This is a genomic window from Bradyrhizobium sp. 6(2017) (assembly GCF_011058295.2).
GTDB classification, from domain to species: domain Bacteria; phylum Pseudomonadota; class Alphaproteobacteria; order Rhizobiales; family Xanthobacteraceae; genus Bradyrhizobium; species Bradyrhizobium septentrionale.
Genome location: NZ_CP049289.2, coordinates 2,877,937 through 2,904,630 on the forward strand (window position 1 = coordinate 2,877,937; position 26,694 = coordinate 2,904,630).

Here is a 26,694-nt window from a genome sequence, read left to right on the forward strand (position 1 = left end):
TCTTGATTTCGCTCACCGCATGCTCGAGCGCGGCTCCCATACATGGCATACACACGCGACACCGAGCCGTGGCTCACCATGGCCGGGTCGTATCGCTTGGTGATTTCGTCATCACGCGCGAGGCTTATGCGTCCGCTCGACCACCGATCTACTACGACGATACGCCCAGCTATGACGATCCCTCTAAGTTCGGTGGTCAGCCACCCTCGATGTAAGGGACGCAGGGCACACGGATCTGACCATGACGCTTGAACATGAAGCGGTGGGCACGACGTCCGCGGTCGTGGTGCGAAACGTCGTCTTTGATCGGGCCAGTGGCGCCTTCCAGGGGGTATCAAGGTCGGGCGGGGTGCACAGCACACAGACGCCCGGATGGCCTGCAATACACTGCTGCTCTCCGACGATGGAGAGTTCTCCGCAAAACCGGAACTGGAGATTTTCGCCGACGATGTTCAGTGCGGGCACGGTGCCACGATTGCGGATATTGATGATGCGCAGATCTACTATCTGATGGCGCGGGGCATCCCGAAGGGGAGAGCCCGCTCGCGCTTGATCAAAGGATTTCTCGCTGAACTTCTTCTTCCGATCGAGAACGAGCAGATCGCGGCTGCACTCGAGCAGATCATCGCTGCCTGGCTCGAGGCCCGCGGCCGAAGTCTCCGGAGGTTGACATGACGATTCTGGAGTTCGGTCCTGCCGACAGGACGGACACTGCGCTGCGGCGGGCTGGTGCCGGCGGCTGCGCGCAGCCCCGCAATATCGCGGTGCTCTTGAGCAATTTGGGTTCGCCCGACGGGACGGACTATTGGTCCATGCGACGGTACCTTGCCGAGTTCCTGTCCGATCGCAGGGTCATAGAAGCGCCCCGGTTGCTCTGGTTCTTCGTCCTCAACTTCCTGATTCTCGCTACCCGACCTCGACGAAAGGGCAGGGACTACGCGACGATCTGGAACCGCGAACGCGACGAGAGCCCGCTCAAGACCATCACCAGGTCGCAAGCGAAGAAATTGCAGGAGTCCTTGCAGGATCAGCGATCCGGTAGCGGCAGCGCCAGGGTGATTGTCGAATGGGGCATGCGGTACGGCACCCCCTCGCTCAAGGCCGCGATCGAGCGGCTCAGCGCGCTGGGCTGCGACCGTATCCTGTTCGTTCCCCTTTACCCGCAATACTCGGCGGCGACCAGCGCGACAGCATGCGATTCGGTCTTCGAAATCCTGTCGTCGATGCGAAATCAACCGTGTCTGCGGGTTGCTTCGCCATACTATGAACATGACGTCTATATCGAAGAGATCGCGCGCTCGGTGACAACGCGCCTGGCGCAGATCGATTTCGAGCCGGAAGTGACCGTGGTGTCCTATCACGGCATGCCGATGGAGACCCGCGCCAAGGGTGACCCTTACTACTCGCAATGCAAGAGGACGACAGAACTCCTCGGTCGAAGACTAGTGCTGCCGCCCGACCGCCTGATCATGACGTTTCAATCCCGGTTCGGCGGTTCGGAATGGTTGAGGCCCTACACTGACGAAACGATTAAGGGCCTTGCATCCCGCGGCATCAAGCGGATTGCGGTCTTAACCCCGGGCTTTTCGGCCGACTGCCTGGAGACCATCGAGGAAATCGGCAGCGAGAACGCCGGATACTTTTTCGCTGCAGGCGGCGAGGCGTTCGCGCGGATCGATTGCCTGAACGACAGTGACGGCGGAATGCGCGTGATCGACTCCATCGTGCGCCGAGAGCTGAGCGGTTGGCTCTAGCTCACGGGGGACGGTCTCGGCCTAGTCCTCCTCGAGAAGAGTGCATTGGGATCGGATGACGCACCTCACCGGCTAGTGGCATCCTTTCCGGACGCACCACGGTTCCGTGCCGCGAAGCAGTTTCCTCAATCGAGGTCACGGCGGTACCGGCTGGGCGTTTGTCTGGCCAGCCGATGAAAGGCTGCGCTGAACGTGCTGGTTTCGCCAAATCCAACTGCGTGCGCGCGATCATGGTGATCGACAGCTCGTGCCTTGCCAGCATCTGCTTCGCTCGCTCGATTCGGCGCATCGCTTGATACTTCTGCGGCGGCATCCCGAAGGATCGCTTGAAGGAACGACAAAGATGGTATGGGCTTAGCTGTACCAATTGCGCGAGGACGGTGAGCGGAATGTCATCGGAGATATGGTCTTCGATGTATTCGGCCAGCCGCCGTTGCTGCCAGGCCGCCAAGCCGCCTCGAACCGCGGCAGATCTGATTGGGACGGCATTTCCATTGATGCGAACGAGATCGTGCGCCAGGAGGATCCCCAATGTTTCACCATACTGTCGGTGCATCACGTCGTAATGCGCCATCTCCGTTTTGAGCCTGAGGGCTGTCTCCCAGAGGGAGACATCTTCGAAGAACAACCGGGGCCTGAATTCAACTTCACTGAAGCGCAGTTCAGGATCCGTAAGCGGTCCCCGCGGATCGAGATAAATGCAGATGATGCGGGTCAACAAGCGCGGTTTCTGTGTCCCGACAAAGTCGTGACCTGCGGGAACGAAGGTCATCTTGTGCGTAAAGGTGCGGAGGTCCGACCGTGGCAGTCCCTCAAGCCGAGTTTCGCCGCTCTCTCGCTCTCCGATCTCTGCTGTAATGAGCAGACGGCAGGGGGCTTTGAAGCGGTATTCAAAAGACGTGCGCCGCACTGCCTCCACCGTCTCGACCCTAAGGCCAGGCCACGTTTCGAAGCGACGCCTGATGATCTCGGCCGGTGAGAAAGCGATGGCCGAGATCGGCCCGATTTGTGTGTCAGTTATCTGCCACATTCGTGATAGGGTTACTGCATCTATGGATCGACGGTCGCAACACGAAACGATACGAACGCGAACACGGTATCGGCTAGGATGACTCCTACTGAGCAGGTGGCCGTGACTTTTCCCCTTGATGTGCACGTCTAGGCGGCCAGGGCCAGGTCTTCGGTTTGTATTCGCCGGGCGTGACAATTCCAAGGACCTGGCTGGCCACACCCTTGCCAAAAGAGATTCCATTTCTAGACCCGAATCGGGCTCACAAAGGCGAGAGCATAACGGGGGGATACGTGATGCAGGCAAGCAAAGCTCGGAAGCCAGGGCCCATCGAGAAGAATGCGGAAATTGAACGACTGTACCTTGAGCTAGCTTCGTTCAACCAACGCATCCAAGAACTCGAAAAGCAGCATCCCGAAGCATCGACGATTGAGGCTCTGAAGGTTAGTGCGCTCGCTCTGGCGCGGCAGATCGATGAAATTTGCTGTTCGACTGCTTCGACTGCAATCGAGTTGACCCGGTTGCTCGCGAAGTAAGCCTTAATGGCGACTTTGCTGTTGCGATGCGGTTCCGAGCCTGGCTCATCGGCGGTTCGATTCGATACCGAAGTCGGAGCGGGCTCAACGCGGAAGTGCGCCCCCACCAATGAGCAGGATGGTCGCTCCCACCCCAGCAAAAAAATGCGCGCCTTTGACATCGTCAGGTCTCCAAAGACTGACGAATGAACGCGTGAATGTGGGTTTAGTTGCCTGTGGGGAGAATCAGGTAGCTGCCATCAAGCAACTCAGTGCCTCGTCGCGAGGGCGTCTGAACTGAATTACTACGAAATCGACATTCCCGGCTATCTGCACGCTGGGCCTCTGGGCATTTGCATCAGGTTTGCCAGGGGCAGATATTAGCTCACTATTCAAGCGCGCTGCTGCCGGTGAGCGGGCGGGTTTAGGCGCACATGCCTATGCGAACTTCTTCAGTACCGCGCTGAAGCGAACGCTGCGCTTGCCGACAAGCGCAGTCGCTTCCGCGATCGCGCCTTCGTCGGTATAGGTGCCAGAAAAGCCGATGCCGACCTCGTAGCCGCCGAACAGCGACCGCTCGCCCACGCTTGGCGTGTGCTCGTGATTGACGAGCTCGCCCTTCCACCGTCCGTTCGCGCTGGTGTAGGCGCCGATGTAATCGAAGAACGCGTCGCCACCGTGGATCCGGCCGTCGTGCAGCATCATGACGCCGGTATTTCCGCCATCGATACCATCAAGCATCCGAATGTGAATGGAATAGAGGCCGTTGCTGATGCCGCCTTGTCCGACTGGCGTGATGGGCGGTGCGGCCTCCTCGCTGATGGGGGTCATCAACGCGTAGAAGGCAACGCCAGGTAATTGCGGCGCGCCACCTTCAAAATAATATTGCTCGCCCTGCTGCCGACCCTTGAGCGTCAGCGTGACGATGTCAGTCTTCAACAAGGGCTGGAAATTCGGATCGTTATTGTGGCGCAACGTCAACATTTCAGCCAATACCTCGCCGCCAGTAGACTCCTTGAAGGTGCCGACGGATGCGAAGGCCGAACTGCCGCCCATCATCTTGCCGTCATAGAAATAGAGGACGCCACGGCGGGAACCGTGCACCGTATGCATCTCGACCTTGTAAAGTCCCTTCAGCATTTCCGCTCCGGCTGGCCTGCGGGCTGTTCTCTCCGCCACGCCATAAGACCGATTTCATAGCTGGGCTGAACTTCAGCACGGCCTGGCGCTTCCTTCACGTTGATGGAAGTTACCCCCGCGCAGTGATATAGGCGATAAGGGAATCGCTTGTTGAGGTAGATCAAACGAGAAAATGTCACGATGTCCGCTCAGGGTCCAAACTCGGAAGTCGGAACGCGCAACCGTAACGTCCGCTTCACCCCCGACACCGGACTTTCGATAGCCAGCGCGGCACTTCCGGAAAAAGGGCCAAAATCGGAGGTGTCTCCGCCTTAGCGGCACGTCCGTTCTACCCTCGAAAGCAGACATGGAATTCGGCAAGCGCGGCCGGCAGCCACGTGTATCCGCGATAAGCACTGGCATGCGGAGTCATACAGGCTCGTAAAACATAAACGCTGGTTTACCTTTTAAGCGCATCCGGAGTTCGTGGACCGGACGGTCGCCAGTGGGTAAGTAGCGGATGGTCCTATAGTGCCCAGGAGCTCAACCTGCGCAGGGGGCGGCTCTGACTTGAGTTAGCGCAGTAAGAACTGGCTCTGCGGCTCTAACAATGCTGCAGGGGAGCGGAGGGGTAAGGTCTTTAGCGTTCTGCCGCCCCACCCCCTCCTGTTTCGGGCCCGGGCTCTACCCTGTGAAATAATTCCTTGCGCGATACAATCATTCAAATTGCTGAGGGGAGCCGCAGGGGAGCAAATGCATAGATGTTGACGGCGGCTTTGGTGCGTCGAGTTAGTTGGCGCGAAACAACAGTGTGCGTCCCGCGGCAGTGTCCAATGTCCGCTTTGCGCTGCCGGCTCAACCGGACGTTCGGTCAGCGGCGCCTTTGATTCAGCGAGTACGTCCCTCCGTATTCTCGTGCGACGTATGTCCCCGCGGGCCGGTCGTAATCCTACGCCATCTCGAACAGCTCAGGATGGACGATTTCGTTTTTGCCAGGCAGGCCCCGCGACGCATGATACACCGCGGTGGAAATCTGAGTCTTGGCTAGGAAGTGATTGCAGCTATGCCGCGACTGAAACGCGGACGTCCGGTCGTGAAGAAGCCGCTACAGCTCTTCTTTTCGTCGCATCGGTCGCATTCTTCGACAAATGCATTCTTCCAATCTGATATCGACTGCAGCGCATGCGGCCAGACCGAACGGGACAGTACACACTTCGGAAGATTGTAAACCGACACGTTCACACCAGCGGCGGCCAGGTGATCAACCGCTTTCGCCAGCCCCTCGCGATAGTCCATGGGATCCATCCAGAGCATCGCATCGTTCGCAATGGCAAAACCGGTGTTTTCGAGTCCCATCAACGCGACGTGATCGACGAATGATTCGGGCAATCCACCGACACGTCTCCGCGATAACCGGCGCGGTCAAGGCATGCAGGACAACGCGGATTTCAACGCGTTGGGCGCGATCTTTGAGCTTAAGAATTCCTAGCACGGTCTCGTCGAAAGCACCCTTGGCCTGCACCACATAATCGTGGAGATGATCGACCGCGGCATAAACCGGGATGGCCGCCATCAGCTTCGGGTGGCTGATATCCTTCCAGGCGTCCACAATCTGCGAGTTTGCGAACGCACGACCGTTGGTCAGAACCTGAACGGCGGTAGCAGGCAGCAGATCGCGGCACTGCTTCAGGACACCTATGAAATCCTTCCAGTCCGATAGGGTCTCGCCGCCGGTGAAGGTCAGCGCTTGCGTGCTGGAATCAATAAGGGGCAGGCTTTCTTTGATTTCATTCAGTATCCAGTGGTCATCGACATCCTTCGGTGGTTGCGAGCACATCAAGCAATAGTTGTTGCATCGTTCCGTGACCAGAAAGGAATTGTGCGCGGAGTTCCGCCGAAAGAGGGTACGAAACTTACGCGAAGAATGATCAAACCCGAGAACGTCGCCGTCTCCGAGGTAATCATACTTCAGCGCCACGGCGATGAATCGGCCTTCAAAGGCTTTAGGAGCAAGACTTGCGATGGACGAATCCGAAACAGCGAAAACGGATCGCCAATTGCATTCAAGCGCCCGCTGGACGTCCTCCGGTGTTTTAACGAGCGCAAAATCCGACGCCTGACGCCCGTCGCTGCATTCGACCGGCCGGAGCCTGACGACCGACCGAGCCTTCTCACCATGAAAGCCGCTGCTCAACAAGGCCGTGCCGTACAGAGGAAGAGTCATGAGGCCGCCCATCGCCGCAGGATTGCCGCGTCTTCCGGGGAATTTTCCAGGATGTTCAGCAGCACCCCCATGATACCCTTTTGCCGGGCGCAGAATGCAGACAGAGGCTTGATGCCGAGGGCGTCGCCTTGAGTGGCGTGATGATAGACGGGGTCCGCGCCGCAATGGCTCTCATACACGCACGTTGAGCATTCCGGGGCACATTGTGTTAATGACGACGATATCGTGTCGATCAGTTTGTCCGACAGAACGAGTGATTTGTAACTGTCGTGATCAACGTGCCCCAGCCGGAACGCGTTGTCGCCAGCCTCGGCAAGCATCCTGCCCTCATCGGAGGCGAAGATGCCGCCGTCGTAATTGTAAACCAGTGCACCAAGGCCGGCTCCGGCTGGACTGCGCAAGTCCAATGGGCCTGTCCGAAAGCATGCGCGTGAGGATCAGCGCGGCATAGAATTCCCGAAATGGCTTGCCCTGCCGGTTGATGTCCAGCACCCGGTGCAGACCACGCTCATAGAAATCCAGCCACTTTCCGGTATCGTATTTCTGAAACTGCTTGGTCTTCACCGCAAACCCGAACGGCGAAAGCGGACGCAAGAAGATGCCATCCAATCCCAACTGCAAATATTGGTCGATAATGTCATCGACGCGATCCAGGCTCGCTTCCGTTGTGGTCATCAGGGCACCGATCCTGTCGGGACCCAGAACCTCTTTGGCCCGCCGGATGCCGGCGACAGCTAGCTCGTGACTGTTTGCGCCCGGTCTCGGGCGGTTCTTATTGTGCAGATCGGCGGGGCCGTCGAGCGACGTAGAGAGAAGAACGTCGTTGGACTTACAAAAGTCGAGCACGACATCGTCCAATAGCGCCAAGTTTGACGCGATCACAAAGTCGACCTTTTTGCCGAGACTGGCGGAGCGCACTTTCGCGGTTGAAACAATGGTATTGATAAGTGGAAAATTAAGAAGTGGCTCGCCTCCCTGAAATTCAATCTTAATTCGCGGCGCCGGGCTGGCAAACGCGATGTCGAGGGCACGCATCGCCGTTTCTTCGCTCATATCGAATCGAGAGCGATCTGTACTTTGACGCGAGACTTGGCAGTAGGGGCAAGAGTGCTCACACCGTAACGTTACGACGAAGATATGAAGCGGTGTCGCTTGTTGAAGGAATGACATCCGGCTTCTAAGCCGCAATGCCAACAGCTGTCGTTGTGCCTGCTGATTGCTTCCGGTGATTAGGTGAGCCGAGTAGGCTTTCATAGAGACCATCGCCGGGCGTCACTCTAAGATCGATCAGCTTATTGATCTCATCTTCAGTTAGACGAATAAAATCGCCTACCATGTTTGCAACGAGATATTGATATGTTCCGGTGCGCTCAAAACTGAAAGGCAACAACGAAATAGTTTCGGTTGCCGCGCTGAACGCTTCAGGAGCTAAGAAACGGGCCATACTGCTCCGGCCGGAATCTACCCGGCATCTTTCTGGTTAGCCGCCAAAGACCCGAACGCAAGAGCAAGGATGACGTTTCGTACGCCTTCAGTCTTGCCGGCGACGCGGGCTCGCAAATTCTCGTCCGCAACGAGGTTGAGGAATCGTTCCTTCAGGTCGTCAGGAGAGAGAACGCCGCGGCGCTGCGGACTGGTGGATGCAAGAAGGTGGCACACATATCGATCGGCTACCCGGTCGATCTGACAGGTTGCCGTTCCAATTAGCCGATAGGCCGCCGCATCCAAGGCCTCCAGGCTCTGAATGCTCGAATCAAGATCTACAGCAATCATAACTGGAGAGGCCGAAAGATCCTTAGCGGCTGGAGGCATGTGAAGCATGGGATGCATGCGATGCATGAGATGAGTGACCAGCAACAATCGTCCCGTCAGGTTGCTTCGTCATAACGAACCCGAGGAGGTCCTCACCAACTTGAAAGTGAGCGTTCGGTGCCGGCTTCGCCTGCAAAGCTTGGTCTACCGGCGAAGTTACTTTGTCATTACTTACTGCCGGTTTGGCTTCTGCACCCTTCATCGACAGCCCCGAAAGCGGGCGCCGATTGATAGCAGCAACTTGGACTTTTTAGCCATTTTTGATCCCTCTGCGCCATGTCCACTCAAATTGAACGCGCGCGGAAATAGGATCATGTGAGCCTAGTCGGCAATACGAAATCGACGGTCGAATTGATTTTGGCGCAATAAAAGCTATTTCGCCGCAAATTGTGGTGATAAAGCGCTGCAATTGAGCCGGGGTTGGACAGCAAGTTTTCGCAACTTCAGCAATTTTTGATATTTCGAACTAGCGATCAGTGTGTACTTGGATAAATGAGACAAATCTGTGAGGGGAATCAGTTTGGGGCCGGACGCTAAAATCGAGTGGCATCAGCGACAGCCTGATGCACATTATCCATTTTTGGTTAGACGGATGTCTTGGTCGTGGTTCTCCGCCGAGATTGTTCGTGTTCAACCAACGGAATTGGAATAGCGAGTGAAGGGAGAAGCAGCTTATCTAGCGCTGCATGACTTTGTTCGCTCTGATGGAGAGACGACCATAAACGGGGGGAGCCGTTCGACTCTTACTGACGTCCGAGATAAATTGACGTTCGTGCCGGTCGGCTCTTCCGCGGAAGGTTGGAATTGTTTCAAAGGCAGGGTGTCGTCGGTCTTTGCAGTTCATCTCGCTCCTCTCTCATCAGATCAGTACGCAAACGATATCTCAAATATTCCCCCATCTTTGTACTTTGAAAATAGCAATCTTAAATCTACGCTTCAAAAACTCCAAGGCGTCTTAGATGGCTCGGGCATAGTTGACCGCGCATATGCTGAAACGCTCGGGCTGTTGCTCTTGTGGGAGCTACGGCACGCCGTTGACCCAAAGTACTCGCAATTGAAACCGGTTCGCGGAGGTTTAACTGTGCTTCAATTGAAACGCATCAAAGAGTTTGTTGGTGTTCACATTTCGAAAGGAATCGGGATATCCGAGCTAGCGAACTTGGTTGAACTGAGCCAGTTCCACTTTATTCGCGCGTTCAAAAGCTCAGTTGGGCTTTCGCCCTATCAGTACGTCCTGTCCGCGCGGATCGGCGTTGCAAAAGAGATGTTGTCGAAACGCGAACTATCGATTGCCGACGTGGCGCTTGGGGTGGGGTTTAGGGATGCATCCCAACTGAACCGCGTGTTTCGAAAATTGGTTGGAGTTACGCCAACGGCGTTTCGGCGCGAAAGTGGTTCGCGTTAAATAGTTGAAGTCACCCCGCCCGCACTCAAACCGCATGCAGGCGGGAAGCCTTCTCCTCAGATCGCATTACATCTTGCAGCAAGCGATACGCGACTACCGCCGATCAGTTGAAACACGATATAGCCCATGGCTTCGAGCGGTTGAATGGCACCCGCAGCGAGGACACCGACGGTGACCGCCGGGTTCATGTGGCGCCCGATACAGGGCCGTATGCGAAGGCGAAAGCCATGATAGCCAGGCCATAGGCAAGAGCAATTGCGCCCATGCCGGCCAGGCCGACGCCGTCGCCCATCACGGCCGCCGTTCCGGCGCCGATGAATACAAATGCGAACGTTCATGAACTCGGCCATGAGTTTAGCTGTCGTCTGGTTGGACATGTTGACTCCATAGGTGAGATTGATCGCGCGGCGCGAATGACGGTGCGCCGGGAGGCGGCAGGACCGGTGGATTGATCGCGGCAGATTGAAGTCTCGCCGATCATCAAGTTGAGTGCGCCAGTCCAATGACTACGAGGAGCCCCTTGCAAGCACAGGTTCTTGTTAGCAGCGACGGACGCGCCGCGATCTGCCGTCAGTGTGGGGTAGTTTGCCATTGGTACTTTTCCAGTGCATGAGCAGAGAAGCCCCGGACATACGATCGCGTATGGAGCGCATGTGTCCTCTCGGCGGCGCTCGCACAGTTCGGGACGAGAACGTTGATGTGTTCTGGCGGCCTCACGACTTTGGTGAGGTTGCGGGCAATTCGTGCCTATTGCTCCAAATGCATAAGCTCACGACGTTGTTCGAGCGTCACGAGGCAGGAGGCCTGGCTCCGATCGACCGGGAGCTTCGAGCTTCGTCAACGTCGCATGTCCGCTCGCGTCATTGCGAAGGGCGATTTCGTCGATGTGACCAATTGTGACACTGCGATACCTTGGGCTACGTCATCCCAAGCTTAGATGACCGGCCAGAGAGTACGGTCTGACGCCCCTCGCGCCTCGCAAGGCGCCCGCAAAGATCGCTCGCTCCTTGCGACGAGGACCGTTCGCTTTAAAACAGAAACCCGGAGTTTAATCCATGCGTCAAGTTCAACTTGCAGGCCTGTCTGTCATCGGGCTTCTCGCGATCGCCTCGCCAGCCGCTGCGAACGATCGGTACTGTCTGCAGGGACGGGAGTGGGGCTATCCCGGCAATTGCGAGTTTTCAACGTATAGCCAATGCACGGCCAGCGCGTCCGGCACCGACGCCTACTGCGGTATCAACCCACAGTACGCATATAGAGGCCAGCGCTCCGGCCACACACGAGCCTATTGAGCGACGGCATTTCGCGCCAGCGCGATGCGTCAGGAGGCGTGGTGGTCGCGGACGCGGCCACCATCATGTGCTGCGAGAAGTCCTGGCGGAGTCGAGTCGGGGCTGCTCATCGGGTGGAATGCCTTGGCCGGCGGCGGTTTTAGCGGTGGCTTGCCGGGCAACCCGACCGAGTCTTGACGCCGGAAGCGATCACGATGTTCGTTGGGTCCGGTTCCGATTCGTCGCATGAACGCGCGCCGCATGGTGTCGCGATTTGCGAATCCACAGAGTGTTGCGACGCATTTCAGAGGTCTGTTGGTATCTTCCAGCAAGCGTCGCGCCCGGTCAACGCGCGCCATCTCGACGAAGTTGCCCGGCGTCACGCCCGCTTCCTCCTGAAAGACGCGAGTGAAATTGCGTACGCTCATGGCGGTTCGCAGGGCAAGCGTCTTCACCGTCAGTTCGAGTTGCAAATGCTCCAGGATCCAGTGCTGCACAGCGTGGATTCGTCCTTCCTTTGCGCCCTGGGCCGCAAGATGTGCGCTGACTTGCGACTGGCCGCCCGACCGCTTCAGGAACACGACCAGCCGGCGCGCGACCGAAAGTGCAAGGCTATAGCCATGATCATCCTCGATCAGCTTCAGCGCGAGGTCGATGCCTGCAGCCACGCCCGCCGAGGTGCAGAGCGCTCCGTCTTGCACGAATATCCGGTCTGGCGAGACCTTGGCCGCTGGAAACTTCTCGGCGAGTTCGGAGGTGTGCTGCCAATGTGTTGTCACGTTGAGCCCGTCGAGAAGCCCCGCAGCGCCGAGAAAGAATGCGCCGGTGCCGTCCGACCCGTAGCGCCGACTCCGTAATGCGTGGCGACGCAGCAAGGTGCACGTAGCCGGCTCTTTATAGGCTTGAGCGTAGTCCGGTGTGCCGGCGACCAGCAGCGTGTCGATCGGCCCGTCGTCGTCAAAGATCGAACCGTGAGCCATCAGCGACATGCCTCCAGCCGTGACGTTGCGATCCCAACTCGTCGACAGGAGTCGAACCTCGTAATTGCATTTGCCGGGAGCTTGGCGGTTGGCTTCAAGGAAGGCATCCAAAGGACCGGAGATGTCAAGGGACTGCGCATTTTGCGGTACGACGATGGCAACAGGCGTACTGGTCGCTTTCGTCATCGTCAGTTCCGAGCTACGACGCGGAGGGCGTGACCCTGGTGGCCAGCCGCGCGCGCCGGGATCGGTGCGCTGGCAACCGGAGGGCTCGCGGCCTCGCGCAGAATGAACCCGGCGCCGCGTATATTGTAGATCATCGGCACTTCGTCGGGGCCATCGACCTTGTGGCGCAGGCGGCCCATGTGGACATCAATCAGATTGGTCTTCGCATCGAAGTTGTAGTTCCATACGTCCTTGAGGAGCATCGAGCGCGTAAGCAACTGTCCGCTACGCCGCATCATGTAATCGAGAAGACGGAACTCGCGCGGCAGCAGCTCGATCTGCCGGTTCCTGCGCCTTGCGTTCCGTTCGATGAGATCGAGTTCGAGCGTTCCAATTCTCAAGGTGGTCTCGCGCACGACCATGGGCCGCCGCAGCAACGCATCGAGTCGTGCAACGAGCTCGATCAATGCGAACGGCTTGATGAGATAGTCGTCGGCCCCCGTGCGCAACGTCATGACGCGATCCTCGACGGCATTGAGCCGGCTCAGCATCAGGATGGGGGCTTGTATCTGCTCCTGTCGCAGGCGCTGGATGATACCGAGCCCATCCAAGCCAGATGGCCGGCGATCGACGATTAGGGCATCGGGCCTCCATTCATGCGCCATCTTGAGGCCTTCAAGCCCATTCGATGCCCACTCCACCTCGAACCGCTGAGCGGCGAGCCCCTCGACAATTTCCTCTGCAACGCTTCTGTCGTCCTCTATCAGTAATACCTTCCTCATCGTGTTTTCTCTCGGTTGCTGCAGTCTCGGACGGCGTCGCTCGCCGCCGCCGTTGCCCCAGTCGGCGTCGCTGCCAGGCAAGCCTTCATGATGCCGTCGCCCGGCATTCGATGAGTTCAATGGTGCGATCGCGGTGATCTGCGTAACAGCCGTGATCGCAGTAGGTCAGATGGGTTCCGAGTTCGCGCAGATAGGCCGCTCCAATCGGCGTCTCGCAGCTCACGCATACAGGATTGGAACAGGGCGTCCTGCCGGTAACGAGGATGAACTGCACTTCATGCCTCCTAGGGAGCATCGTTGACGAAGCCGGTCGTCCAGGCCGCGCGCGGCCACGATAGCCACTTGCGATCGATTTCCTGGCGCGCCTTGAAGCGATCGAGGCAACTCTTTGAGCAGAGCGCGGTCCGCCAGGAGTAGCGCCGTATCAGGCCGAATCTTCCGTTGCATATTGGACACCGCTTGGTTGCGACGTCGCGAGCATGCTGGCCCTCGTCACCCATTTGCGCCTCCTATGCTTGATGCTGGGATCGTAGGCGGTTGCCGCCTGCAATCGGTTAGTCCGCTTGGTAACGAGACTAGGAGGGGAAGGCTGCGGTCTCCATTGTCGGCGGGTAGACGTCCGATACCTAAGAAGATCAGCAAAGCTATACGGGAGTTTATGGTGCTTGCCTTCGGATCAGCGGCCGTCATCGGGAGTGACGATGCGCACATGCGGATCGGTAATCGTGGCTCTCGACGTGGGCTATTGGATGCTGGTTAGTCACGACTTCGCAGAATGGCGGAATTCGGCCGGCTACCATGGCCGCGACGACGGACGGAGCACATCCGAAAACAAGGAGGCGGACCGCTCCCGTGTGCGGGGGACGCGGCAAGGGGAACGGTCCGCCCGGCAGACATGTGGTGCGCGCGGGGAGGAGACGCGGCCGATCTGCTGGATTCAAATCTAGGCTCGACCAGCCTGCCCATCAATTAAACCGAGGTTTAGCCAACCTAGCGTAAGGTTCGATTGGATTGCGGCCATGCCGGTTGATGGCCCTGAGGCTGGAATGCATTCCTAAGCCCGGCGCGACCTCGCAATGCTCGATTTTTCACGATGTAGCCGCTGCGGGCGGATGGTCGGGCACTTTGGACTGCGATCGGATCGCCAGACTTCCTTCTCAAAATGCACTAGTCTTGGCCGCCGCAAATCCGGAAGGCCAACGAACGATGTGTGGCCATATTCCGGATGGCCGAAACTTGGCTGCTAGCACCTGAGAGGAAGCCGCGTGACCAGTAGCTCCAAATCGCAACGAGATCCTGCAGCCGCGGTAGAGCGTGTCGTCTTCATCATCGACGATGATCTTGCGATGCGTGAGACCCTCGGCAGTCTTTTCCGTTCCGTGGGCTTGCGCGTGGAATTGTTCGGTTCAGCGCGTGAATTCGCGCAAATCAAGATGCCCGATGCGGCGAGTTGCCTGGTGCTCGACATTAGGTTGCCGGGGGTGAGCGGGCTCGAGTTTCAGGCTGAATTGCTCAAGGCCGACATTTGTATCCCGATAATCTTCATGACGGGTCATGGGGACATTCCGATGTCGGTTCAGGCCATGAAGGCCGGCGCCATGGACTTTCTGACCAAGCCGTTTCGCGACCAGGATATGCTTGATGCCGTCGTCAAAGCGCTTGAGCGCGATGAAAAACGGCGTGACGAGGAGAAGATCGTCGCAGAACTCCGCGGCCGGCTCGATTCCCTGACTGCGCGCGAGCGGGAGGTCATCACGTTCGTCGTCGACGGTCTGCTCAACAAGCAGATTGCGGCAAAGCTGGGTGTCACCGAGATTACGGTGAAAGTCCACCGGGTCAACATGATGCGGAAAATGAGGGCGCGGTCCATGATCGAACTGGTGGGAATGGCCGATTTGCTCGGGATCCGGCACCCTAAGGTCTAGACTCTATACTCAGGTATCGTTTTCCAAGTGCGATCCGCAGTGCAATCTGGGGACGACGACACTTCGGGAATCCTGCCGCCGGGTCAAGGAATGATCGATTTTGCCAAAGCCACCGCTCGTCGCAATCATTGATGATGATGCGTCCGTCCGTGCCACGACCGATAGCCTCGTCAGGTCGCTTGGATATGTCGCGCATACATTCGCGTCTGCGGAAGAGTTCCTGCATTCGAACCGCATCGACGAGTTCGCATGCATCATGGCAGACGTTCAGATGCCCGGCATGAGCGGCGTCCAGTTGCAGGATCATCTGAATGCCATGGGTTACGTAACTCCGTTCATTTTTCTCACTGGGTTCCCGGACGAGAAGACCCGCGCGCGGGCCATGGCGGGCGGAGCAATCTGCTATCTGACGAAGCCGTTCGGCGGCGACAATCTTATCCAATGCCTTGAGACCGCGTTGAAGACAGATGGCGGTGGAGCCGGAAGCTGAGGCGCCAGCGCGGGCTTCTGGGCTTCTTGATCGGTGAATGATGGTGGTCTTGCAGACTGGCGAGTCTGGCATGAGGCCCAGCTTGATTGTTGCCCTTGTGAACTGGACGATTGCGCGCGAGGAGCCGAGAAGGCGATACCTCGGTATGAAGCGTGCCTCCCAATGATCGATCCAATCTAAGCGGAGGCAGAATGGAGTATTGCGTGGCGCCGCCTATTCTCAATCGCAAGCAGTCACCGTGCTGCCGCCATTGATCAAGCTCATCAGCAGACCGAGGTTACCATGCTTGTCACACTTGTCGCCGTCCTCTGTAACGCCCAGCTTTGCCTGGAAAAAGTTGTGACCAACAGTGAGCAGTCGGGCCTCACGATGTCTGCGTGTCAGGTAAACGCGCAAATTGGTATAGCCGACTGGCTTACCAACGGTCCGCATCATGGGTGGAGGCTAGAAGGTTACAAGTGTGTACTGGGAAAATATGCGCCCAAACAGAGCGCTTGATACTGGCAAGCTGCCGGTGCCGCGGGCGTCGCCAATGTCGACGCTAAGGCGCGACAGAAGGCGCCAGACGTCGGCGCTGAGCGTCCGGAACGTCGAATTACCAATACCTGCTTGTGCTGGGCAGATGAGGCGCCGGGATAGACGATTCGAGCGGGCCGTTGAGACGTCGCTTTCGATCAGTTGGTCGACGGCGCACTATACCGCTTGCCAGGGAATCGTGAACTGAAACGTGGCGCCGTGAGGTTGATTTGCGATCGCCAAGAGTCGACCACTGTGCGCCTCGATGATCGAACGGCAGATCGACAGCCCCATACCCATGCCGCCGGCTTTAGTGGTGAAGAAGGCATTGAACAGCCGATCCGCATCCTTTGGAGAAATGCCGATTCCGCAATCCGTCACGCTTACGAGCACTTGTTCTGCGCCATCCCGACGCGATTGGACCACCAGTGCGCGCGGTCGATCCATAACCGACTGCATTGCTTCGAGACCGTTCATGACCAGGTTGATAATCACCTGCTGCAATTGGACTCGATCGCCCAAGATCGAGGGCAGAGCCGGTGCCAGCTCCAATCGTAACGACACATGTCGGCTGGTCAATTCGTGTTGCACCAAAGCGAGCGCCTCCCTAACGACGTCATTGACATCGAGCGGCGCCCTCTCGAGGTCGGACCTCTTTGCCAGCGCCCGAACACGTCGAATCACGTCAGCCGCCCGATTGCCTTCCTTTATGATCCAACCTGCAGCGAGGCGTGCTTCCTCCAGGTTGGGGGTATCGCCGTCGAGCCAACGCAGACAGGCTCCGGCGGCATTGACGAGGGCAGCCAGCGGTTGGTTCACCTCATGTGCGATCGAGGCGGTCAGTTCGCCCAGCGTCGTCACCCGCGTAACGCGTGCAAGCTCCATCTGGGCATCGAGCAGGCGTCTTTCGCTGGCGCGCAGCTCTTCTTCTGCCACCTTGCGGTCCGTGATATCGCGGCACACGTTGCCGATGTTCACGGGCTGCCCGGTCTCGGGATCGTCGATCCGAAAGGCCGAATAGAGGATAGGAATTGGATCTCCGGTCTTGAAATGGCGAAAACGCATCTCGCCCGACCATGACCCCTTTTCGAGCACCGTCGGCCAGAGCACGTCATTCACGAACTGACGGTCCTCCGGGAAAATGTAGTGGATTCCACGCCTCGTCTTGGCTTCTTCCCAGCTGTCGAGCCCAACCATCCTCAGGCCGGCCTTGTTCAGGTAGATCGGCGTCCCTCCGGAGAGGTCGGCGATCGCCATTAGGTCAGCCGCCTGTTCGACCAATGACGCCAGGCGTTGGCGCTCGAGCTCGGCACGTTTGCGCTCCGTGATGTCGACGACGAACGAAACGCCTTCGTCTTGTTTCGACTCGAAAAGCGCGCGGGCGATCAGAACGGAGACGCGGCTACCGTCTTTGCGAAAGTACTCTTTCTCCCGCGGTGGGAGGGATCCAGCCGCCCTTAGCTCGGCAAGGACACGCCCGTCGGTGTCGCTCCATTCGGGCGGCGTCAGCTTCGTCCATAACAGCCTACCCGCGAGGAGATCTTCCCGGTCATATCCGACGATATCCAGAAAGGCCTGATTGGCATCGATGATTCGGCCCTGAGCATCCCAAATCAAGACCCCGACGATGTTCGAATCGACCAGGCGCCGGATCCTGGCCTCGCGCTCCTGGAGATCGCCATAGAGGCGAGCATTCTCCAGCGAGTTCGCGGCTTGCGAGGTCAACAATTTCAGAACCGAGATCCGAGAGGGCGTGAATACGCGCGATGCAAGCTCGTTCTCAAGATACAGCGCCCCGATCAGCTTGGCCTGTTTCAGCAAAGGTAGGCAAAGGACTGATCGGGCGCGTTCGCGGCTGATGTAATCGTCTGCCGAGAACAGGTTCTTCGCCAGGGCGTCATCCAGGATCACGCTTTCCCGCGTCCGCAACACGGTGTGAAGCACGGATTGCGGAAGGGCGGCCGGCGACACCGGCGTTTGGCTCAGCGTGACCTCAACTTGGTTTTGGCCGGTAGTCGCTTCAGCAGCGATCTGTGGCTCATCACCAGCAAGCAGAATAAGTAGGCCACGCTCGGCCCCGGCGTGCTCGACCGCTATCCGAAGCAGTGTTTCGATGAGCTTGCTGAGCTCGATCTCACCTGAGACGGCCTGAGACACCTTGACTACGGTTGCGAGGTCTAGGTTTTCGATCGGCGCTCCGATCGTCCCTGTCGGACCGAGAGCCGGCGCGTCCTCTCGCAGATGCGAATACAACTCATCGAGCTGTCGTACCTTGCCGTGGGCTCCCCAACTCAGGTAGCAGCGCCGCGCGCTTCGCTGATATGATTCAGCGATGGTTTGAAAGCCGCGGGTCGCGCAAAACCGGGCAGCCCGTTCGTGGGCCAAGCCCTCGTTCTGGATGAAACCATGTTCCCGCGACAGTCTAATCGCCTCCTCATGGAGGCGCATCGCGTCCAGCTCCCGGCCTTCAAGGCGCGCAATCTCGGAACCCACCAATGCTGCGCGATTTGCGAACGTTGCGGGGCAGTGCTCCGCCCACAGCACGAGCTGCCTGTGATGCGCGATCAACGCTTCTAAATGCTGACGCCGTTCCTCGGGCGAACTCGTGTCGTAATGTGCCGCCCGAGCGAGCGCTGCGAAAAAGTGGTATTCGGCCAACTCAAATTGGGTCGGGATCGTCCAAAGCAGTGCTTCGACCTTGGATACGGCCGCCATAGCTGATGTGGCGTCGTTGGCGTAGACCCTGGCCTGTAGCTTGCGAATCCAATAGTAGCAGGACGCAATGGCGAGTTGAGGATTGCTGTTCAGGCGTCGCTCGAAATGACTCTCTTCGAATTCCGCGTCATTGAAGGAGTTGAAGTCCTGCGTCAGTCCGCGGAGCATCCGGATCAATCTGAGCTGCCCGATGATGCAATCACTCGCGAGACCGAACCGTACCTTCCGAGCGAACTCGAGGCCGTGGTCGGAGACACGCTCGACTTCACTGAGCAAGTCTCCTGCAGCGATAAGATTGGTAATCACGTCGATGCAGCTATAGGCTGCATAGGAAAGATCACCGGCAGCGAGCGCCGCATCAAAGGCCCGTCCCAGGAAGGCGTGAGAGATCTGCAAGGGCTGAGTCCAATGAGCGACATGGACGGCAAACACCAGATAGACACGAGCGCTATAGCGGTCGAGGCCATGCTTCTCGATTAAATCCAGGCCAAGCCTGCCAAAGCGGGATCCTGCCCGGTATTGTCCGAAGTGCGCGCCAAGGACGCCGCCGAGCCACACATAGGCGAGGCATGAGCCGTCGCTGTTGCCGAACTCCAGGCTGAGGCGTGCCATCCGACTGACGATCAGCCGGAACAAATTCAAATCAGTGAACAAGGCTGGCGAGGTGAGGACGGTCAGCACGTCCATGGTGGCACACCGATCCGGATCCCACATCCGCGGCAAGTCAACCAGCGCTTCAATCGAGCGAGCACCGAGCCGCTGCCACAATCGGTCATAGCCTCGGCGAACATCTTCCGTTGTCGGATGAGCCGACCACTCGCCGTCGATGCGGCGGAGATGCTCCAAGCCCACCCGAACAGCGTCGTCACTCCGGTCCAGGGTTGTGTAAAGATTGATACGCGCGCAGGTGACGGAAGCGGAATCAATCATGTTCCGCGTGTGAATTGACAACGCGGCGAGCCGTTCTTCGGCTGACGGCAACTCCCCGGTCAGGTATTCGCACTCGGCCCAATTGAGCTCGAGGTCGAAGGTTAGCCGATAACAACTGTGCCAGCCGATCTCGGCCAGCAAGGCACGACCGGCGCTGAAATATCGCAACGCCGAGTCGTATGCGGTTGCCGTCTTGGCGCGCTTGCCTGCCAAGAGGTTGAGCCGCGCGATCTCTTCGCGCTCAGTCTGGCTGACGATCAAACCTGCGCCGCGATCGAACTGGTTCACAAGCTCGAAGACATTCTCCTCAATCTCGTCGACCGGGGTACCTGCCGCGAGCAGGCGCCCAATCTGGAGATGGGTCATTGCGCGCTCATCTTCAGGGATGAGCGCATATGCCGCCTCTCTAATACGGTCGTGGAGGAAGGAGTAGGCGTCGTCCGAGCGCAGCACAAGACCGGACTGGACGGCGTCCCAAAGCGTGGCGTGGATCTCTGCTTCGGTTGCTTGATAGACCAAGGCCAGGGCAGCTGTCTTGGCCGCGTTTCCGAGACATGCCAGTTGCTTCAGAACACCTTGGGTTGCGGGAGGCAGGCGGCCCAGTTTCTTCGCCATCAGATCCGCAACGTTACCGGTGAATCCCTTGGCCCGGATGCGCGGCAAGTCCCACGTCCAAGCCGTGGTAGGCGGATCGAATGCCAGCAGCGCCTCGTCGGCTAATGTAGCCACGAACTGGATCGTGAAGAATGGATTGCCAGCCGTCTTCTCGAACACCAGGTCGGCTAATGGCCGCACGCTGCTCTTCTCCGTCCGCAGGGCGTCTGCCAACAGCCGCGCCACGTCGTCGGCCCACAGCGGCATCAGCATCGTCTCTTGCACACGCCCGTGCGCATTCCGAATTTCGGCCAGCGTGCGCGCAAGCGGGTGCGTGGGGCCGACCTCGTTGTCCCGGTAAGCCCCGATCAGCAGCAAATGGCGCACGTCCGGGTGTGCAAGCAGATGCTCGATCAAATCGAGCGTTGCCGAGTCCAGCCACTGGAGATCATCGAGGAATAGCGTCAGGGGGTGCTCTGGCCTGGCAAACACGCTGAGGAAGCGGCGGAATACCAACTGAAATCGGCCCTGCTGGTCCTGTGGCGAAAGATCAGGAATTAGCGCCTGATCGCCTATGATGAGAGCCAGTTGCGGAACGAGATTCACCATGAGCTGGCCATTAGAGCCCAGTGCCTCCTGCAAGGCGCCGCGCCATTGGCCCAACTCCACGTCGCTCTTGCCAAGGATCTGTTGAACCAGGCTCTGGAAGGCCTGGGCTATCGTGGCATAAGGGATGTTGCGCTTGTACTGGTCGAATTTGCCGGCCGAAAACAAGCCGCGGGTCGGCACCAGCTCTTTGTGCAGCTCGTTGACGATCGAGGATTTGCCTATGCCGGAGTAACCCGAAACCAGCACCAACTCCGGCATACCGCTCTTGACGACGCGATCGAAGGCTGTGAGCAGGGTCTCGACTTCGCGCTCGCGGCCGTAGAGCTTTTCAGGAACCAGCAGCCGGTCGGGCGTGTCCTGTTGGCCGAGCGCGAAGTCGCCGATCGCCCCATGGGCTTCCCATTCGACCAGGCAGCGTCGCAGATCGCGCTCGACACCGGCCGCGGTCTGGTAGCGTTCCTCGGCCGTCTTGGCGAGCAGCTTCATGATGAGGGCCGAGATTGTTGCAGGCGCAGTCGGCAGCCGCTCGGTGGGCGGGGTCGGCCTTCTCGCGATATGGCAGTGCACCCACTCCATGGGTTCGACCGCGGTGAATGGCAACGAGCCCGTCAGCATCTGGAAGAGCGTGATACCCAACGCGTAGAGGTCGCTGCGCGCATCGATCGAACGGTTCATCCGCCCGGTTTGTTCGGGAGCCATGTAGGCCAGGGTCCCGGCAATGGTCTCGGGAGGTTCGAGCGCCGGCCGCTCGCGAGGCAGTCGCGACGCGATACCAAACCCCGTGAGCCTGACTTGGCCGGTCGTGCGGTTGACGAGGATGTTGGCTGGCTTGATGTCCTTGTGCACGAGGCGGCGTCTGTGCGCCTTGTCGAGCGCGTTGGTGATCCCGATGGCGAGGCGCAAGAAGCATCCCGGCTCGAGAGGCTCGTTGAGCATCCGTTCGAGTGGCTCACTGTCGATATCCCGGAGCACCAGCATAGTTCGACCGCGCTCGCGAACGAGGTCCAGTGGCCGCACTGCCCACGCCTCGTCCAGTTCATCCTTCAATCCGTATTCGTGAGCGAGACGATCGAGGGTGGCGGGGGCCGGGTGTTCCGAGGCAGGGAGAACCGCGAGCACCGTCTCCTGCTTGCCTTCGGCACTCGCGCGCTGTCCCCGGCAGAAGATGCGGTCACCGTCTTTCCACAGGATCGGGAAGCTGCGATCGCCGTTGGCGTCGAACTGATTCGAAGGATTCATCGACAACCTCCGCCATCGGGCCGTGACGGCACTCGTACTGAGAAGGTGTTGCATCCCGTAGCCGGACCAAGCCGACCTTGAGCAGAAAAGCATAGCACATACAGGAAGGTACGCGATAGCTGCGCCGGGCCTGGCTCCGGATGCACGGCTAACAGCGCATGGACTACTGGTGCGAAACTGGTGCGGTTGGCCAGGAGCGGAAACTTGGAGAGGCCGCCGAGCCCTGTTGCATTTTCAGTCGAGCAGATAGTCGGTTGCTCCCGGCACAAAAGTTTGCGGATACAGGGAGCTGAGAGAGTCCGGCGAATTCGCTATTCCTGGCTTTGCAAAGGTGTCGGTCGTGAACAAGCCCGCTACCGAAGCCCGGATGGGCGTCAATCCCTTCACGAAGGAACCGATGCAGTTCGCAGCCAAGCCCGCGAGCAAGTCGGTGAAGGCCTCACCGTTGAAGGTCGCCAAGGACGCTGTCCAGAGTGTTGGAGAAAGTTGAGGCGAGTCATCGATAGTCTAGGCCTTTCGGCCGGCAAACTAATAATGACGATCGCAAAAGCAAATTGGGAGAACAATCAAACCGACGGCGGGGATACCGTCTCGCCGTTGCAGTTTCAGCCAATCTCAACGCGGCTGAGGTTTCCCACGACGATCGTGACCGAACCCGCGCAGCGCCAGTGCGGACGTGATCTGACAACCATCCACCGGCTTCCGGCAACGCCTTATGGTGACGGCGGAATGTGAACCCTATTTGCATTCGAGGAGACGATTGGTGCTACCAGGCATTCTTGCGCGCGCAGGGACAGCCATAATCCTATGCAAATCAACACCCGACCGACGATCCAACGCCGAGCGCCGGATCGGTCGTGTCGAGCACCGCTCTATGGATCCATCCCCAGCGACTGACCGCCAAACTTGGACGGATCGTCATAGCGTGGCGTGTCGTCATAGCCGGGCATCGTAACGACGAAACGCGAAATCACACTATGGCTGTGATGCAGGATGAGATGTCGTGGTCGAAGGGGATGCACAGTTGCAGCGCCGGCAGACCCGCAGAACCCGATCAGAAGGCCCAAGGCCAAAACATATCTACGCATCGAACCAACTCCAGTAGCATCACTCACAGGCATGGCGATGGCCGTCGTAACCGAGGAAGGTGCCGGATGCGGGATCGTAGGAGCGATGGAGATGTGCGCAGGATGAAGCCATGGCGCGATCTGCAGCATAGGCGTTGTTCGCTCCGAAGACGGGAGCCGCGCCGCCGGGCAGTTCGAGGCCCATTCTGCCCGCAGGGGTCAGCGCGCCATCGTTTAGCACACTACGGTCCGGATATTGCGCGTCAAAGGCGGCCGGATGGCTGGTCGCCCAGGTGGGCAACTGCGCGCGCGCGGCGGTGACCGCAGTCATCGATAGCAGCGTCGTAGTAATCAGAAGTTTGAACGTCGTCATAGTCGTTCTCCGTGTTGTTGTGTGCGGAGAACTTGCGCCAGCGATCACTGCGGCTCTGTTGAGAACGTTTCCTTCGAGTACTTTATCGACCTCCGTTATATAGGTGGTGCATCCAAGGAATTTCGTGGAGTGAACATCACACTTGCGCGAACGGTGCAGGTGACGAAGTCTCCTGTATGAGATCAGCGTTCGACACGTGTGGCGGTCGTGATCGAATTGAGATCGGTAGGCCATTGCGTGTGCGATGGCGGAGGCGTCGTAAATTATTGTTTAGCCTCCCTGATGCCGAAGAGATGCCGGTCCGATACGTGCCTGAATAACATAGTTGACGTTGAGCCGAGTCCTTCTCCAGGTGTCCCCTTTGAGTATCGCCCGAATACGTTCGGATCATCGGCGCAATGGCCGTAAGCGACGATCTGCTTGAATGACGACCCTCTGCAGTTGCTTGAATTGCGTGCGAACGGCGGCCTTTGACGAGCGATCAAGAAGCCACCGCGCGTGCTAGGCTGCCCGCCGATAAGAAAACAGGGCTTCCAAAATAGTGGGTCTAGCGATGTAAGGGACCCCCGACGGACCGGCAGGCGAACGTTGAAAGCGAAGTCGATCTGCCAATTGATAAGGATTGGCTGCAAATGGAGTCAGTTGGCAGACTGATAAGGAAATTGCTCAGTCCTCAAATGGATGGATCCGTTACTTTGGACGGTGTCCGATGAGGAGGGGACGTTTGAATGCCCCGCGCCGCAGGGCAATGGTTTCCGCTTGTACAAGCAGATCGCGCTCGACGCTGTTTTCCGCGGACTACCCGGCCAAAGGAGCGAGGACGAGGCCAACGTCGAGTCAATCGACGTCGCAGACTGAAACTTATGGTTGTGCGGATGCTTTTGTCACACGCGCCGATCGCGGACCGGATATCGTCCCGGTACAGCGATTTCGACGAGACTGTGGTTGAGGCCCGACGGCACTCGCTCAAGCGTCGCTAGATGTCCAACTGTCGCGGTCATGTGCGCACCGGGAGCCCGAAAAGCAGCTTGTCCAGCGTGATCGGATAATCCCGAATTCGGACGCCGCACGCGTTGTAGATCGCGTTGCCGATCGCGGCGCCAGCGCCGCAGATGCCGAGTTCACCGATGCCCTTGCTCTTGAGCGGGTTAGACTGGTTGTCCAGCTCGGTAAGAAAAATGGCGTCGATGGCCGGAATATCGGCGTGCACTGGCACCAGGTATTCAGCGAGATCCCGATTGACGAAATAGCCGAAGCGGGGATCCAGCGTGATGCCTTCGTGCAACGCGGCTCCGACGCCGAATACCATCCCGCCGATCGCCTGGGACTGCGCCGTCTTGGCGTTCAGCACACGGCCGGCGGTGAATACGCCGAACATGCGCCGCACTCTTGCCTCGCCGGTATCCATGTCGACGCCGACTTCGGCGAAATGCGCGCCATAGGATTGTTGCGAGAAATCCTTATTGTTACGGCCCGGCCGGATTTCGCCGTCGGCGTCCATCCCCGAGCCGACAAGGTCGGTCAGCTTTCTGGACTGTTCTCCGGATGAGATGCTGCCGTCGGCGAAGCGTGCTGCTGCCGGATCCATGCCGGCGGCTTGCGCCAGCTTTTGACGGAGCGAATTGCACGCCTCGAACAGAGCCGAGCCTGAGCTGCCAGCGCCCCACGACCCACCCGAACCCGCAGCCTGCGGAAAGTCGGTATCGCCGAGTTCGACCCGGACTTGACCCGTCGGCAGCCCGAGCATCTCGGCGGCGATTTGTGCCAGGATGGTATATGTCCCAGTGCCGATGTCGGTCATCGCCATTCGTACCGTGGCCGTACCGTCAGGATCCAACCGAACATTGGCTTTGGATAGCAGAAGCGGGTTTCCGCGTGTCGCCGCGGCCATCCCCATCCCCACCAGCCAACGCCCGTCGCGGATTTGGCCCGGCTTTGGATTGCGCTTGTCCCATCCAAATCGGCGCGCACCTTCCTGCATACAGGCAATCAAATGGCGGCTCGAAAACGGGATGTGCTTTTCCGGGTCTTCGCTCGGCTCGTTTTGAATGCGAAGTTCGATCGGGTCGAGGTCGAGTTTTTCGGCGAGTTCGTCCATAGCGCATTCCAGCGCCATCAGCCCGACGGACTCGCCCGGTGCCCGCATCGAGGACGCGACCGGCATATCCAGCGGCGCCAAACGATGTCGCGTTAGCCGATTGGGCCCGGCATACAAGGTGCGGGTTTGGAGGGCGGCGCCCTCATAGGTTTGCTCACTGGGCAGATTGCCGGAAAATACATCGTGGCCGATCGCTAGAATACGGCCATCGCGATCAGTGCCAAGGCGTACCCGCTGGATGGTAGCGGAGCGGTGCGTCGTGACGTGAAAGATCTGCTGACGCGTCAGTGCGACTTTCACCGGCCGCTTGAGCCGCCGCGCGGCGATTGCCGCCAGTATGGCGTCGGCATTGACCCAGAGTTTGCCGCCGAAGCCGCCGCCGATGAACGGGCTGACGAGGCGGATGTTCTCGACGGGAATCTTCAGGGTTCTCGCGATGACCTGCTGACCCTGGTTGAGCATCTGATTGGCGGTGTGCAGGGTGAGTTTGTCGCCATCCCACATCGCGAGTGTGGCATGGGGTTCCATCATCGCGTGGCTTTGCAACGGAGTGGTGTAGGTCACATCGAGTTGCACAGGAGCGCTGGCGAACGCCCCGGCGAAATCGCCTACGGCGCTGTCAGCCGGCTGACCATCGCTCGGCCGCGGAACGCGAGCTTCGCCGAGGTTGGTGCGGAGCGCATATTTGCCGACGGCTCGATCATATTTCACCTCGACGAGATAAGCGGCCGCTCGGGCCTCTTCGAAGCTCTCGGCGACCACGAAGGCGACGGGCTCACCGTAATGCCTCACGCCCGCCCCGGTGAGGACCGGGTGCGCTTCCCGGTGATTGCCGGTGCCCTGTACCGGCGCGTTCTGATAGGTAAGCACCAGCACGACACCCGGCGCCTTCTCCGCCGCGCGGACGTCGATCGACTGGATTGTTCCTTTCCCGATCGAGGCTTCGACCACGAAGCCATAGAGCACGTTATCCTGCTGCATCTCGTAGGCGTAATGGGCCCCGCCGCTAACTTTTGCCCGGCCGTCGACGCGGTCGAGCGGCTTGCCGACGACGCCCTGTGCATCGAGTGCATTGGTGCCGACAGGTGAATTCATTTCCATG

General features: G+C 58.9%; 24 protein-coding genes and 1 pseudogene. 9 read left to right on the plus strand and 16 right to left on the minus strand.

Translation table 11 applies throughout. The features are described from left to right. Positions 1–226: 226 nt before the first annotated feature. Together G6P99_RS13635 and hemH are read left to right on the plus strand one after the other, a co-directional pair. Positions 227–675, plus strand: a pseudogene (locus G6P99_RS13635) (SufD family Fe-S cluster assembly protein); the annotation flags it as partial. Next, entirely contained in the window at positions 672–1,754 is a 1,083-nt protein-coding gene (hemH, locus tag G6P99_RS13640; protein ID WP_029084724.1) for a ferrochelatase, read from the plus strand. The pseudogene G6P99_RS13635 and the gene hemH, both read left to right, overlap by 4 nt. 1 nt (position 1,755) lies before the next feature. Here the strand turns inward: hemH and G6P99_RS13645 are convergent, their stop codons facing one another. Continuing rightward, complete coding sequence (locus tag G6P99_RS13645; protein ID WP_165128494.1) at positions 1,756–2,472, minus strand: helix-turn-helix domain-containing protein; 717 nt, start codon at positions 2,470–2,472, stop codon at positions 1,756–1,758. 587 nt (positions 2,473–3,059) lie between these two features. Here G6P99_RS13645 and G6P99_RS13650 point away from each other — a divergent pair. Then, on the plus strand, positions 3,060–3,299 hold the full coding sequence (locus tag G6P99_RS13650; RefSeq protein ID WP_165128496.1) for a hypothetical protein: 240 nt from the start codon (positions 3,060–3,062) through the stop codon (positions 3,297–3,299). A 417-nt stretch (positions 3,300–3,716) separates the two neighbouring features. Here G6P99_RS13650 and G6P99_RS13655 read toward each other — a convergent pair whose 3' ends face one another. The 8 genes from G6P99_RS13655 to hxsA2 all read right to left on the minus strand — a co-directional run bounded on the left by G6P99_RS13655 (position 3,717) and on the right by hxsA2 (position 8,635). Beyond that, positions 3,717–4,391: a hypothetical protein gene (locus tag G6P99_RS13655; RefSeq protein ID WP_246709537.1), complete on the minus strand. Its 675-nt coding sequence runs from the start codon at positions 4,389–4,391 to the stop codon at positions 3,717–3,719. A 1,050-nt stretch (positions 4,392–5,441) separates the two neighbouring features. Further along, positions 5,442–5,693: a hypothetical protein gene (locus G6P99_RS13660; RefSeq protein ID WP_205751488.1), complete on the minus strand. Its 252-nt coding sequence runs from the start codon at positions 5,691–5,693 to the stop codon at positions 5,442–5,444. Then, a complete protein-coding gene (locus G6P99_RS13665; protein ID WP_198031107.1) occupies positions 5,659–6,621 on the minus strand; it encodes a 4Fe-4S cluster-binding domain-containing protein in 963 nt (320 codons plus the stop codon). The genes G6P99_RS13660 and G6P99_RS13665 overlap by 35 nt, the downstream gene beginning before the upstream one ends. Next, positions 6,618–6,941, minus strand: coding sequence for a hypothetical protein (locus G6P99_RS13670; RefSeq protein WP_205751489.1), 324 nt, complete (start codon positions 6,939–6,941; stop codon positions 6,618–6,620). The genes G6P99_RS13665 and G6P99_RS13670 overlap by 4 nt, the downstream gene beginning before the upstream one ends. A gap of 7 nt (positions 6,942–6,948) precedes the next feature. Beyond that, a complete protein-coding gene (locus tag G6P99_RS13675) occupies positions 6,949–7,884 on the minus strand; it encodes a radical SAM protein (RefSeq protein ID WP_334262022.1) in 936 nt (311 codons plus the stop codon). Further along, positions 7,799–8,065, minus strand: a complete 267-nt coding sequence (locus G6P99_RS13680; RefSeq protein WP_198031105.1) for a hypothetical protein — start codon at positions 8,063–8,065, stop codon at positions 7,799–7,801. The genes G6P99_RS13675 and G6P99_RS13680 overlap by 86 nt, the downstream gene beginning before the upstream one ends. A 17-nt stretch (positions 8,066–8,082) precedes the next feature. After that, positions 8,083–8,481 (minus strand): hypothetical protein, encoded by a 399-nt coding sequence (locus G6P99_RS13685; protein ID WP_165128498.1) that lies wholly within the window; start codon positions 8,479–8,481, stop codon positions 8,083–8,085. Further along, positions 8,417–8,635 (minus strand): His-Xaa-Ser repeat protein HxsA2, encoded by a 219-nt coding sequence (gene hxsA2 / locus G6P99_RS47670; protein WP_205751491.1) that lies wholly within the window; start codon positions 8,633–8,635, stop codon positions 8,417–8,419. Before hxsA2 ends, G6P99_RS13685 begins: the two co-directional genes overlap by 65 nt. 453 nt (positions 8,636–9,088) lie before the next feature. On the opposite strand from hxsA2, the gene G6P99_RS13690 reads away from it, so the two are divergent. Beyond that, positions 9,089–9,838, plus strand: a complete 750-nt coding sequence (locus G6P99_RS13690; RefSeq protein ID WP_246709538.1) for a helix-turn-helix domain-containing protein — start codon at positions 9,089–9,091, stop codon at positions 9,836–9,838. A 56-nt stretch (positions 9,839–9,894) separates the two neighbouring features. Here G6P99_RS13690 and G6P99_RS13695 read toward each other — a convergent pair whose 3' ends face one another. After that, positions 9,895–10,026, minus strand: a complete 132-nt coding sequence (locus G6P99_RS13695) for an aquaporin (RefSeq protein WP_165128500.1) — start codon at positions 10,024–10,026, stop codon at positions 9,895–9,897. Between the two features lie 867 nt (positions 10,027–10,893). Here G6P99_RS13695 and G6P99_RS13700 point away from each other — a divergent pair. Then, the gene (locus G6P99_RS13700; protein WP_084518269.1) at positions 10,894–11,130 is read left to right on the plus strand and encodes a DUF3551 domain-containing protein; all 237 of its coding nucleotides are present in this window, start codon (positions 10,894–10,896) and stop codon (positions 11,128–11,130) included. Positions 11,131–11,159: 29 nt separating this feature from the next. Here G6P99_RS13700 and G6P99_RS13705 read toward each other — a convergent pair whose 3' ends face one another. The 3 genes from G6P99_RS13705 to G6P99_RS13715 are packed head-to-tail and all read right to left on the minus strand — an operon-like array spanning position 11,160 to position 13,310. Continuing rightward, positions 11,160–12,275 carry a GlxA family transcriptional regulator gene (locus G6P99_RS13705; RefSeq protein ID WP_165128502.1) on the minus strand — a complete coding sequence of 372 codons (1,116 nt, stop codon included), beginning with the start codon at positions 12,273–12,275 and terminating at the stop codon, positions 11,160–11,162. A gap of 2 nt (positions 12,276–12,277) precedes the next feature. Beyond that, positions 12,278–13,156: a response regulator transcription factor gene (locus G6P99_RS13710; RefSeq protein WP_414645575.1), complete on the minus strand. Its 879-nt coding sequence runs from the start codon at positions 13,154–13,156 to the stop codon at positions 12,278–12,280. Further along, the gene (locus tag G6P99_RS13715; protein ID WP_156928363.1) at positions 13,122–13,310 is read right to left on the minus strand and encodes a hypothetical protein; all 189 of its coding nucleotides are present in this window, start codon (positions 13,308–13,310) and stop codon (positions 13,122–13,124) included. Before G6P99_RS13715 ends, G6P99_RS13710 begins: the two co-directional genes overlap by 35 nt. Before the next feature lie 991 nt (positions 13,311–14,301). Between G6P99_RS13715 and G6P99_RS13720 the strand changes: the two genes are divergently transcribed. Both G6P99_RS13720 and G6P99_RS13725 read left to right on the plus strand, forming a co-directional pair. Beyond that, the gene (locus tag G6P99_RS13720) at positions 14,302–14,961 is read left to right on the plus strand and encodes a response regulator transcription factor (protein WP_029078386.1); all 660 of its coding nucleotides are present in this window, start codon (positions 14,302–14,304) and stop codon (positions 14,959–14,961) included. Positions 14,962–15,061: 100 nt separating this feature from the next. Continuing rightward, entirely contained in the window at positions 15,062–15,451 is a 390-nt protein-coding gene (locus G6P99_RS13725; protein ID WP_029078385.1) for a response regulator transcription factor, read from the plus strand. 693 nt (positions 15,452–16,144) lie between these two features. Here the strand turns inward: G6P99_RS13725 and G6P99_RS13730 are convergent. After that, a complete protein-coding gene (locus G6P99_RS13730; RefSeq protein WP_165128504.1) occupies positions 16,145–22,054 on the minus strand; it encodes an ATP-binding sensor histidine kinase in 5,910 nt (1,969 codons plus the stop codon). Between the two features lie 340 nt (positions 22,055–22,394). Between G6P99_RS13730 and G6P99_RS13735 the strand changes: the two genes are divergently transcribed. Both G6P99_RS13735 and G6P99_RS13740 read left to right on the plus strand, forming a co-directional pair. After that, a complete protein-coding gene (locus G6P99_RS13735; protein WP_414645576.1) occupies positions 22,395–22,544 on the plus strand; it encodes a hypothetical protein in 150 nt (49 codons plus the stop codon). Between the two features lie 44 nt (positions 22,545–22,588). Continuing rightward, the gene (locus tag G6P99_RS13740; RefSeq protein WP_029078382.1) at positions 22,589–22,789 is read left to right on the plus strand and encodes a hypothetical protein; all 201 of its coding nucleotides are present in this window, start codon (positions 22,589–22,591) and stop codon (positions 22,787–22,789) included. A gap of 372 nt (positions 22,790–23,161) precedes the next feature. Here G6P99_RS13740 and G6P99_RS13745 read toward each other — a convergent pair whose 3' ends face one another. Both G6P99_RS13745 and G6P99_RS13750 read right to left on the minus strand, forming a co-directional pair. Beyond that, positions 23,162–23,494: a BA14K family protein gene (locus tag G6P99_RS13745; RefSeq protein ID WP_029078381.1), complete on the minus strand. Its 333-nt coding sequence runs from the start codon at positions 23,492–23,494 to the stop codon at positions 23,162–23,164. 997 nt (positions 23,495–24,491) lie between these two features. Further along, positions 24,492–26,693: a xanthine dehydrogenase family protein molybdopterin-binding subunit gene (locus G6P99_RS13750; RefSeq protein ID WP_165128506.1), complete on the minus strand. Its 2,202-nt coding sequence runs from the start codon at positions 26,691–26,693 to the stop codon at positions 24,492–24,494. Between the last annotated feature and the right edge of the window lies 1 nt (position 26,694).

Excerpts from the sequence above, each read along its gene's own strand:
- hemH (WP_029084724.1), top strand. The coding sequence starts at position 672 with ATGACGATTCTGGAGTTCGGTCCTGCCGACAGGACGGACACTGCGCTG.
- G6P99_RS13650 (WP_165128496.1), top strand. The coding sequence starts at position 3,060 with ATGCAGGCAAGCAAAGCTCGGAAGCCAGGGCCCATCGAGAAGAATGCG.
- G6P99_RS13655 (WP_246709537.1), bottom strand. The coding sequence starts at position 4,391 with ATGCATACGGTGCACGGTTCCCGCCGTGGCGTCCTCTATTTCTATGAC.
- G6P99_RS13660 (WP_205751488.1), bottom strand. The coding sequence starts at position 5,693 with ATGGACTATCGCGAGGGGCTGGCGAAAGCGGTTGATCACCTGGCCGCC.
- G6P99_RS13665 (WP_198031107.1), bottom strand. The coding sequence starts at position 6,621 with ATGACTCTTCCTCTGTACGGCACGGCCTTGTTGAGCAGCGGCTTTCAT.
- G6P99_RS13670 (WP_205751489.1), bottom strand. The coding sequence starts at position 6,941 with ATGCTTGCCGAGGCTGGCGACAACGCGTTCCGGCTGGGGCACGTTGAT.
- G6P99_RS13675 (WP_334262022.1), bottom strand. The coding sequence starts at position 7,884 with ATGGTCTCTATGAAAGCCTACTCGGCTCACCTAATCACCGGAAGCAAT.
- G6P99_RS13680 (WP_198031105.1), bottom strand. The coding sequence starts at position 8,065 with ATGGCCCGTTTCTTAGCTCCTGAAGCGTTCAGCGCGGCAACCGAAACT.
- hxsA2 (WP_205751491.1), bottom strand. The coding sequence starts at position 8,635 with ATGAAGGGTGCAGAAGCCAAACCGGCAGTAAGTAATGACAAAGTAACT.
- G6P99_RS13695 (WP_165128500.1), bottom strand. The coding sequence starts at position 10,026 with ATGAACCCGGCGGTCACCGTCGGTGTCCTCGCTGCGGGTGCCATTCAA.
- G6P99_RS13700 (WP_084518269.1), top strand. The coding sequence starts at position 10,894 with ATGCGTCAAGTTCAACTTGCAGGCCTGTCTGTCATCGGGCTTCTCGCG.
- G6P99_RS13705 (WP_165128502.1), bottom strand. The coding sequence starts at position 12,275 with ATGACGAAAGCGACCAGTACGCCTGTTGCCATCGTCGTACCGCAAAAT.
- G6P99_RS13730 (WP_165128504.1), bottom strand. The coding sequence starts at position 22,054 with ATGAATCCTTCGAATCAGTTCGACGCCAACGGCGATCGCAGCTTCCCG.
- G6P99_RS13740 (WP_029078382.1), top strand. The coding sequence starts at position 22,589 with ATGACGATCGCAAAAGCAAATTGGGAGAACAATCAAACCGACGGCGGG.
- G6P99_RS13745 (WP_029078381.1), bottom strand. The coding sequence starts at position 23,494 with ATGACGACGTTCAAACTTCTGATTACTACGACGCTGCTATCGATGACT.
- G6P99_RS13750 (WP_165128506.1), bottom strand. The coding sequence starts at position 26,693 with ATGGAAATGAATTCACCTGTCGGCACCAATGCACTCGATGCACAGGGC.